The sequence below is a fragment of the Nonomuraea sp. NPDC049725 genome, from assembly GCF_040674795.1.
Taxonomy (GTDB): domain Bacteria; phylum Actinomycetota; class Actinomycetes; order Streptosporangiales; family Streptosporangiaceae; genus Nonomuraea; species Nonomuraea ceibae.
On record NZ_JBFANJ010000017.1, the window covers coordinates 199,239 to 205,455 of the forward strand.

Genomic DNA, 6,217 nt, shown 5'->3' on the forward strand with positions numbered 1-6,217 from the left:
GACGGTGTCCGACACAGGGATCCTGACGCAATGACAACGGGGGTGTTGCGTAGCCCTGACTTTCTCCGCTTCTTGAGCTCGCACGTCGCCAACGAAATGGGCGCCAACATCTCGCGTGTGGCGCTCCCTCTGGTCGCCGTGCTGACGTTGCACGCCTCCCCTCTCTCCTTGGGAGTCCTGTCGGCGTTACAGAGCGCGGCCTTCCTGCTGATCGGCCTGCCCGCGGGGGTGTGGGTCGACCGGATGCGGAAGCGCCGCGTGATGATGGCCGCCGACCTGGCCAGGTGCCTGCTGCTGGCGAGCATCCCGGCGGCGAGCGCGCTGGGCCTGCTGTCGATGGCGATGCTGTGCGTGGTGGCGCTGCTGGTGAGCGTGGCCGGGGTGTTCAACGACGTCTCCGACCTGAGCTACCTGCCGGAGCTGGTGACGAAGGACCGGCTGGCCGACGGCAACGCCAAGCTCGAAGTGGTCCGCTCCGGCGGCGCGCTGGCCGGTCCCGGCCTCGGCGGCGTGCTCGTGCAGCTGCTCGGCGCGCCGCTCACGCTGCTCGCCACGGCGGCGGCCTCACTCTCCTCGGTGCTCTTCCTGGGCACGATCAGGACTCCCGACCATCCTCCGGCGAACACCGCCGACCGGGGCATGCTGTCCGGCATCCGGGAGGGGTTCGCGTTCGCCTGGCGTGACCGGCTGCTGCGCACGTTCATGACGACCACCGCGCTGACGAACCTGTGCCTGAGCGCGGTGCTCGGCCTGTCGGTGCTGTTCCTGGCGGACGTGGTGCTGCTGCCGCCCGGCCTGGTCGGCGCGCTGCTCATGTCGGGCGCCGTGGGCGGGCTGATCGGCGGGCTGATCGGCGGGCCGCTGTTCAGGAGGTACGGGACGGCCCGGGTGTCGTGGCTGGCCCTGGCCGTCACCTCGCCGTTCGGCCTGCTGCTGCCGATGACGGAGGCCGACTGGCGGGCCTCGTTCTTCGCGATCACCTCGGTCGCGCTGTCGCTGGGCGCGATCCTCTACAACGTGGGCGAGCTGACCTACCGCCAGACCGTCGCGCCGGAGCATCTGCTGGGCCGGGTCAACGCGACGGTCAGGTTCGTCGTGTGGGGCACGATGCCGCTCGGCGCGCTGCTGGGCGGCATCGTGGCGCAGCAGATCGGCGTGCGCGAGGCGTTGTGGGTGTTCATGGCGGGCAGGCTGGTGTCGTTCCTGCCGCTGGTGTTCTCCCCGCTGGTGCGGATGCGCGACTTCTCCGAGCCTCAGCTCAGGTCGTAGCAGGCTCCGCTGCGGGCCAGCTCGACGGGCCCGCCGAAGCCGCCGCGGGCGGCGTCGTCGAGCACGGTGGCCTCGTCGTTCCAGGGCACCAGGTGGGTGAGCACGAGCCGGCCGGCTCCGGCCCTGGCGGCGTGCTCGGCGGCCTGGCGGCCGGACATGTGCAGGCCCTCGGGCAGGTCGGGGGCGTCGAGCAGGGACGCCTCGCAGAGCATCAGGTCGGCGTCGGCGGCCAGCTTGACGACCTCGTCGCACTCGCCGGTGTCGCCGGAGTAGGCGACGCTCCCGCCGCCGCTCTCCACGCGGAACCCGTACGCCTCGACGGGGTGGGCGACGCGGGCGGCGGTCACCCGGAACGGGCCGACCTCGAAGCTGCCGGGCGCGAGAGGCGAGAAGTCGTAGCTGGACTCCAGGCCGGGCTCCTCGGGCATGCCGTAGGCGGCGGCCAGCCGGCGCGGCGCGTCGGCCGGCGCGTGGACGGGCACCCGGGGGTAGGGCGCGGCCGGGCCGTAGGTGCGCACGACGTGGTACGGGCACAGGTCGAGGCAGTGGTCGGCGTGCAGGTGCGTCAGGCAGATCGCGTCGACGTCGTACAGGCCGATGTGGCGCTGGAGCGCGCCCAGCGCCCCGCTGCCGAAGTCGAGCAGCAGCCTGAAGCCCTCGTCCTCGATGAGATAGCAGGACGCGGGGCTGTCAGGGCCGGGAAAGCTTCCCGAGCAGCCGACTATGGTCACCTTCATGTGGGCCTCCCTCGTAGGTGGTACCCCCCACTGGTGCGACTTCGACCGCGTCGATCTCCGGGCCCAGGAAGCGGCGCCCGAGCCGGGCGAAGAGCAGCGAGTCACCGGTCGCGCGGAAGCGGTGCCGGGGGGTGGCCTCGCTCCCGGCCGCCAGGCCGCGGTCGTGCAGGATGCGGTAGACGTCCTTGGCCGTCTCGTCAGCGCTGGACACGAGCGTGACGCCGTCGCCGGCGACGTAGGAGATCGCGCCGGTGAGGAGCGGGTAGTGGGTGCAGCCGAGGATGAGCGTGTCGCACCCGGCGGCCTGGATCGGCTCCAGGTAGCCGCGGACCACGTCGATGAGCTCCTGGCTCATGGTCTCGCCGCGCTCGACGTACTCGACCAGGCGCGGGGCGGCCACGCCGGTGAGCAGCACGTCGGGCGCCGCGGTGAAGGCGTCGTGGTAGGCCATCGAGTCGATGGTGGCGCGGGTGGCGATGACCCCGACCCTGCCGGTGCGGGTGGCGCGGACGGCGCGGCGGGTGGCGGGCTGGATCACCTCGACCACGGGCACGTCGTAGCGTTCGCGGGCGTCGCGCAGGACCGCGGCGCTGGCGCTGTTGCAGGCGATGACGAGCATCTTGACGTCGTGCTCGACGAGGTGGTCCATCACCTCCAGGGCGTACGCGCGCACCTCGGCGAGCGGCTTGGGCCCGTAGGGCTGGCGGGCCGTGTCGGCCACGTAGGTGATGGACTCGTGAGGCAGCTGGTCGATGATCGCCCGGGCGACCGTCAGGCCGCCGACCCCGCTGTCGAAGATCCCAATACTCGCGTCCGGCACGCTTCGAGGGTAGGCGACCTGCGGCGTCTTCACCGCGTAAGAATGCTCACACCGGGTGTGTCATCCTCGGCCGACGCGGGCGAGCTGGCGTGACTGGGCGACCAGGCGGCCGGCCGAGTCCCACACCTCGACCTCCTCGTCGAACCAGCCGTCGGAGATGAGGCGGCCGCCGCCGATCAGCGTGAGCAGGCCGGGGGCGGGCAGCGCGCGCAGGTGCCAGGTGAGGTCCACGGTGGGGGCCCAGCCGCGCAGCCCGGCGCTGAACACCACGGGCGGCAGCGCGTCGACGGCCAGCGCGAGCACGAACGGGTCGGGGTCCTGCGGCTCGGCCATGCGGAAGTAGGCGCGCGACTCGGGTCTGCCGGTGGGGCCGCCGTTCAGCCAGGCGATGGTGGGCGGGTCGAAGCTCAGCTCCATCTGGGCGTTGAGCGTCATGTTGGACTCGGGCTTGGGGTTGGGCAGCTTGACGCACTCCTCAAGCGGAGGCATGACGTGTCCGGGTTTGTCACTGTAGACCGGGTCGGCGCCGGTGAGCGTGGCCGTGGTGACCAGGCTCTCGATCTGCGGCACGCCGTCCTGGACCAACGTGGCCCGGGTGAACGCGGCGGTCCGGCCGGCCTTGAGCCGCTCGACGCGGACCTGCGCGGGCCCCGGCGCCGGGGACCGGTGGAACTGCGAGGTGGTGCTCACCGGGTGCTCGAACGGCGAGTCGTCCACCACGGCGCGCAGCACCACGGCCATGAGGTAGCCGCCGTTGAGCGGCCCGCCGATGGAGTAACCCGGGTCGAGGCAGACGTCGTAGGTGGTCTCGTCGATGCGGATCGCCTGCGTGGCCTCGTCGAACTTGGTCATCAGCCCCTGCCCTCAAAATGGAACTATATTCTAGTAGGCCATACTCTACGGCATCCGTCCATCAGCGCGCCTACCTGCGAAAACGCGACAAGGCTGCGAAAGTTCGATCATGGCTAATGTCACCGAACTCATCGGTCAGTCCGTCTGGGACGCCAACGGGGTGTGGGTCGGTCACGTCGTGGACATCCGCGTGGTGCGCAACCGGGGAGAGTTGCAGCAGGCGAGCACGGTCTACGGGCTCATGGTCTCGGCCCGCCGGGGCCCGGTGCTGCTCCGGCTCACGCGCGACCGGCACGGCCGCGCCTCCTGGCTCTCGCGCGCGGTGGGCCGCGTGGTCTACGCCGGCTGCACGTTCGTGCCCTGGTCCCAGGTCGAGGAGTACGGCGACGGCGAGGTCCACATCAACGCGCTGCGCCGCCAACTGAACAGGGCATAACGGCCTACTTCAGCACATTGCAAGCGGCTGTATAGCAACATCAGCTAACTTCTACGTGGTCATAAGTCCACACTGTGAGTTGAGTGATGTCTGCGAATAATCCCCCACCTGGCCAGGATCCTGACCGGACCACGGCGTACCGCTGGAACGAGCAGCAGCCTGAGCCTCCTCAGGCACACGGCCAGCCATACCCGCCACAGCAGCCGTACCAGCAGCCGCAGCAGCCGCAGTACGGCCAGCCGCAGGACCCGTACGCCCAGCAGGGCTACGGCCAGCAGGGGACTCACGGTCAGCAGCCCGGCTACGGGCAGCAGCAGCCCTACGGCCAGCAGCCCCAGTCCCAGGGCTACGGCCAGCAGCAGCAGGGCTATGGCCAGCAGCCGTCCTACGGCCAGCCGCAGGACCCGTACGCCCAGCAGGGCTACGGCGGCCAGCAGCCCGGTTACGGCCAGCAGGGCTACGAGCAGCAGGGTTACGGCCAGTACGGCCAGCAGCCCGGCCAGGGCGGTGGCGGCGGCTGGTCCGGCCAGGGCCCCGAGATGCTCGGCCAGAACCCCGCCGACCCGCCCGCCAAGGGCCGCAAGAACCTGTTCATCGCCATCGCGGCCGCGCTGGCCGTGATCCTGCTCGGCGGCGGCGCCGTGTGGGCCGTGGGCGCGATCGGCGGCGGCGGGACGCAGCCGCACGACGTGCTGCCCGCGGCCTCGATCGCCTACGTCCGCCTCGACCTGGACCCGGCGGCGAACCAGAAGCTCGCGCTGTTCGAGATCGGCAGGAAGTTCACCGTCACCAAGGACTCCTTCCAGGGCGAGGACCCGCGCCAGGCGCTGTTCGACGCGCTGAAGAAGGACAGCCCCGAGGGCTTGAAGGACGTCGACTGGGCCAAGGACGTCGACCCGTGGCTCGGCAGCCGCGTCGGCGTCGGCATCCTGCCCTCCGGCGGCGAGGACCCCGACTTCGCCGTGGCCGTCCAGGTCAAGGACGAGGAGGCGGCCAGGGCGGGCATCGCCAAGATGATGGGCAAGTCCGAGTACGGCATCGCCTTCCGCGAGGACTACGCGCTGCTGACGGCCAACCAGCAGCTCGCCGACAAGTACGGCGCCGAGGCCGGCAGCCTGGCCGACAACGCCGACTTCAGCGACGACCTGAACGCGATCGGCGAGCAGGGCGTGCTGTCCTTCTGGGGGCACCTGGGCAAGCTGTCCGAGCTGTCGAAGGACACGCTGACGCCCGACCAGAAGCTGCTGATGGAGCAGATCAAGACCGCCAGGTTCGCGGGCGCGCTGCGCTTCGACGGCTCCTACGTCGAGCTGGCGGGCGCGGTGCGCGGCGGCCAGAACCTCACCAACGGCGAGGACCTGACCGGCACCTCCCTGGCCGCGCTGCCCGACAGCACCGTGGGCGCGTTCTCCATGTCCGGCCTCGACAGCCTCATCACGAACAAGTGGGGCGAGATCGAGAAGTCGGCGGCCAAGACGTCCAGCGGCGCCCAGTTCCAGCAGTTCGTCCAGCAGGCCAAGTCCCAGTTCGGGCTCGACCTGCCCGGCGACCTGGCGACCGTGCTGGGCCAGAACCTCACCATCGCGCTCGACGGCGAGGGCCTGGAGTCGCAGCAGTACAAGGCCGGGGTCCGGGTCGCCACCGACGCCGCCAAGGCGCAGGCCATCCTGGACAAGGTCCAGGGGGCGCTCACCGCGCAGGGCCAGCAGGTGAAGATCGCCAAGGTCGCCGGTGACGGCGTCCTCACGGTGGCCACCGACGACGCCTACGCCAAGAAGCTCGCCGAGGACGGCGCGCTCGGCGACAGCGAGACCTTCCAGACCGCGATCCCGGAGGCGGACCAGGCCACGTTCGGCCTGTTCGTCGACCTGGACAAGGTCGAGAAGCTCTACCTGAACAGCCTTCAGGGCGAGGAGAAGGCCAACCTGCAGGTGCTGCGCGCGGTGGGGCTCAGCGGCAAGCAGACCGACACCGACGTGTCGTTCTCGCTGCGGGTCCTGTTCAACTGCCGCGGAAAGGCCGCCCGGAAACGCGGAACAGAGGCGTCGAAGGATCACCTGAGGTCGGGCGGGCGCACACCACGGACGTGGGCGCGGCGTCTCG

General features: G+C 70.7%; 6 protein-coding genes. 3 read left to right on the forward strand and 3 right to left on the reverse strand.

Annotated elements, in window-relative coordinates:
* Positions 1–30 precede the first annotated feature (30 nt).
* Positions 31–1,269, forward strand: coding sequence for an MFS transporter (locus tag AB0J53_RS35750; RefSeq protein ID WP_364180485.1), 1,239 nt, complete (start codon positions 31–33; stop codon positions 1,267–1,269).
* Here the strand turns inward: AB0J53_RS35750 and AB0J53_RS35755 are convergent.
* From AB0J53_RS35755 to AB0J53_RS35765, 3 genes are read right to left on the reverse strand one after another with little or no spacing between them, the layout of a single operon-like run.
* A complete protein-coding gene (locus AB0J53_RS35755) occupies positions 1,254–2,006 on the reverse strand; it encodes an MBL fold metallo-hydrolase (RefSeq protein ID WP_219510385.1) in 753 nt (250 codons plus the stop codon). The two genes, AB0J53_RS35750 and AB0J53_RS35755, sit on opposite strands and share 16 nt — an antisense overlap.
* Positions 1,960–2,826 carry a glutamate racemase gene (gene murI / locus AB0J53_RS35760; protein ID WP_219510422.1) on the reverse strand — a complete coding sequence of 289 codons (867 nt, stop codon included), beginning with the start codon at positions 2,824–2,826 and terminating at the stop codon, positions 1,960–1,962. Before murI ends, AB0J53_RS35755 begins: the two co-directional genes overlap by 47 nt.
* Positions 2,827–2,886: 60 nt before the next feature.
* The gene (locus tag AB0J53_RS35765) at positions 2,887–3,678 is read right to left on the reverse strand and encodes a thioesterase family protein (RefSeq protein WP_364180487.1); all 792 of its coding nucleotides are present in this window, start codon (positions 3,676–3,678) and stop codon (positions 2,887–2,889) included.
* A 109-nt stretch (positions 3,679–3,787) separates the two neighbouring features.
* Here AB0J53_RS35765 and AB0J53_RS35770 point away from each other — a divergent pair, with 109 nt between their 5' ends.
* Positions 3,788–4,114 (forward strand): hypothetical protein, encoded by a 327-nt coding sequence (locus AB0J53_RS35770; RefSeq protein ID WP_219510383.1) that lies wholly within the window; start codon positions 3,788–3,790, stop codon positions 4,112–4,114.
* A gap of 86 nt (positions 4,115–4,200) precedes the next feature.
* On the forward strand, positions 4,201–6,217 hold a 2,017-nt coding region (locus AB0J53_RS35775; protein ID WP_364180489.1), incomplete at its 3' end, for a DUF3352 domain-containing protein.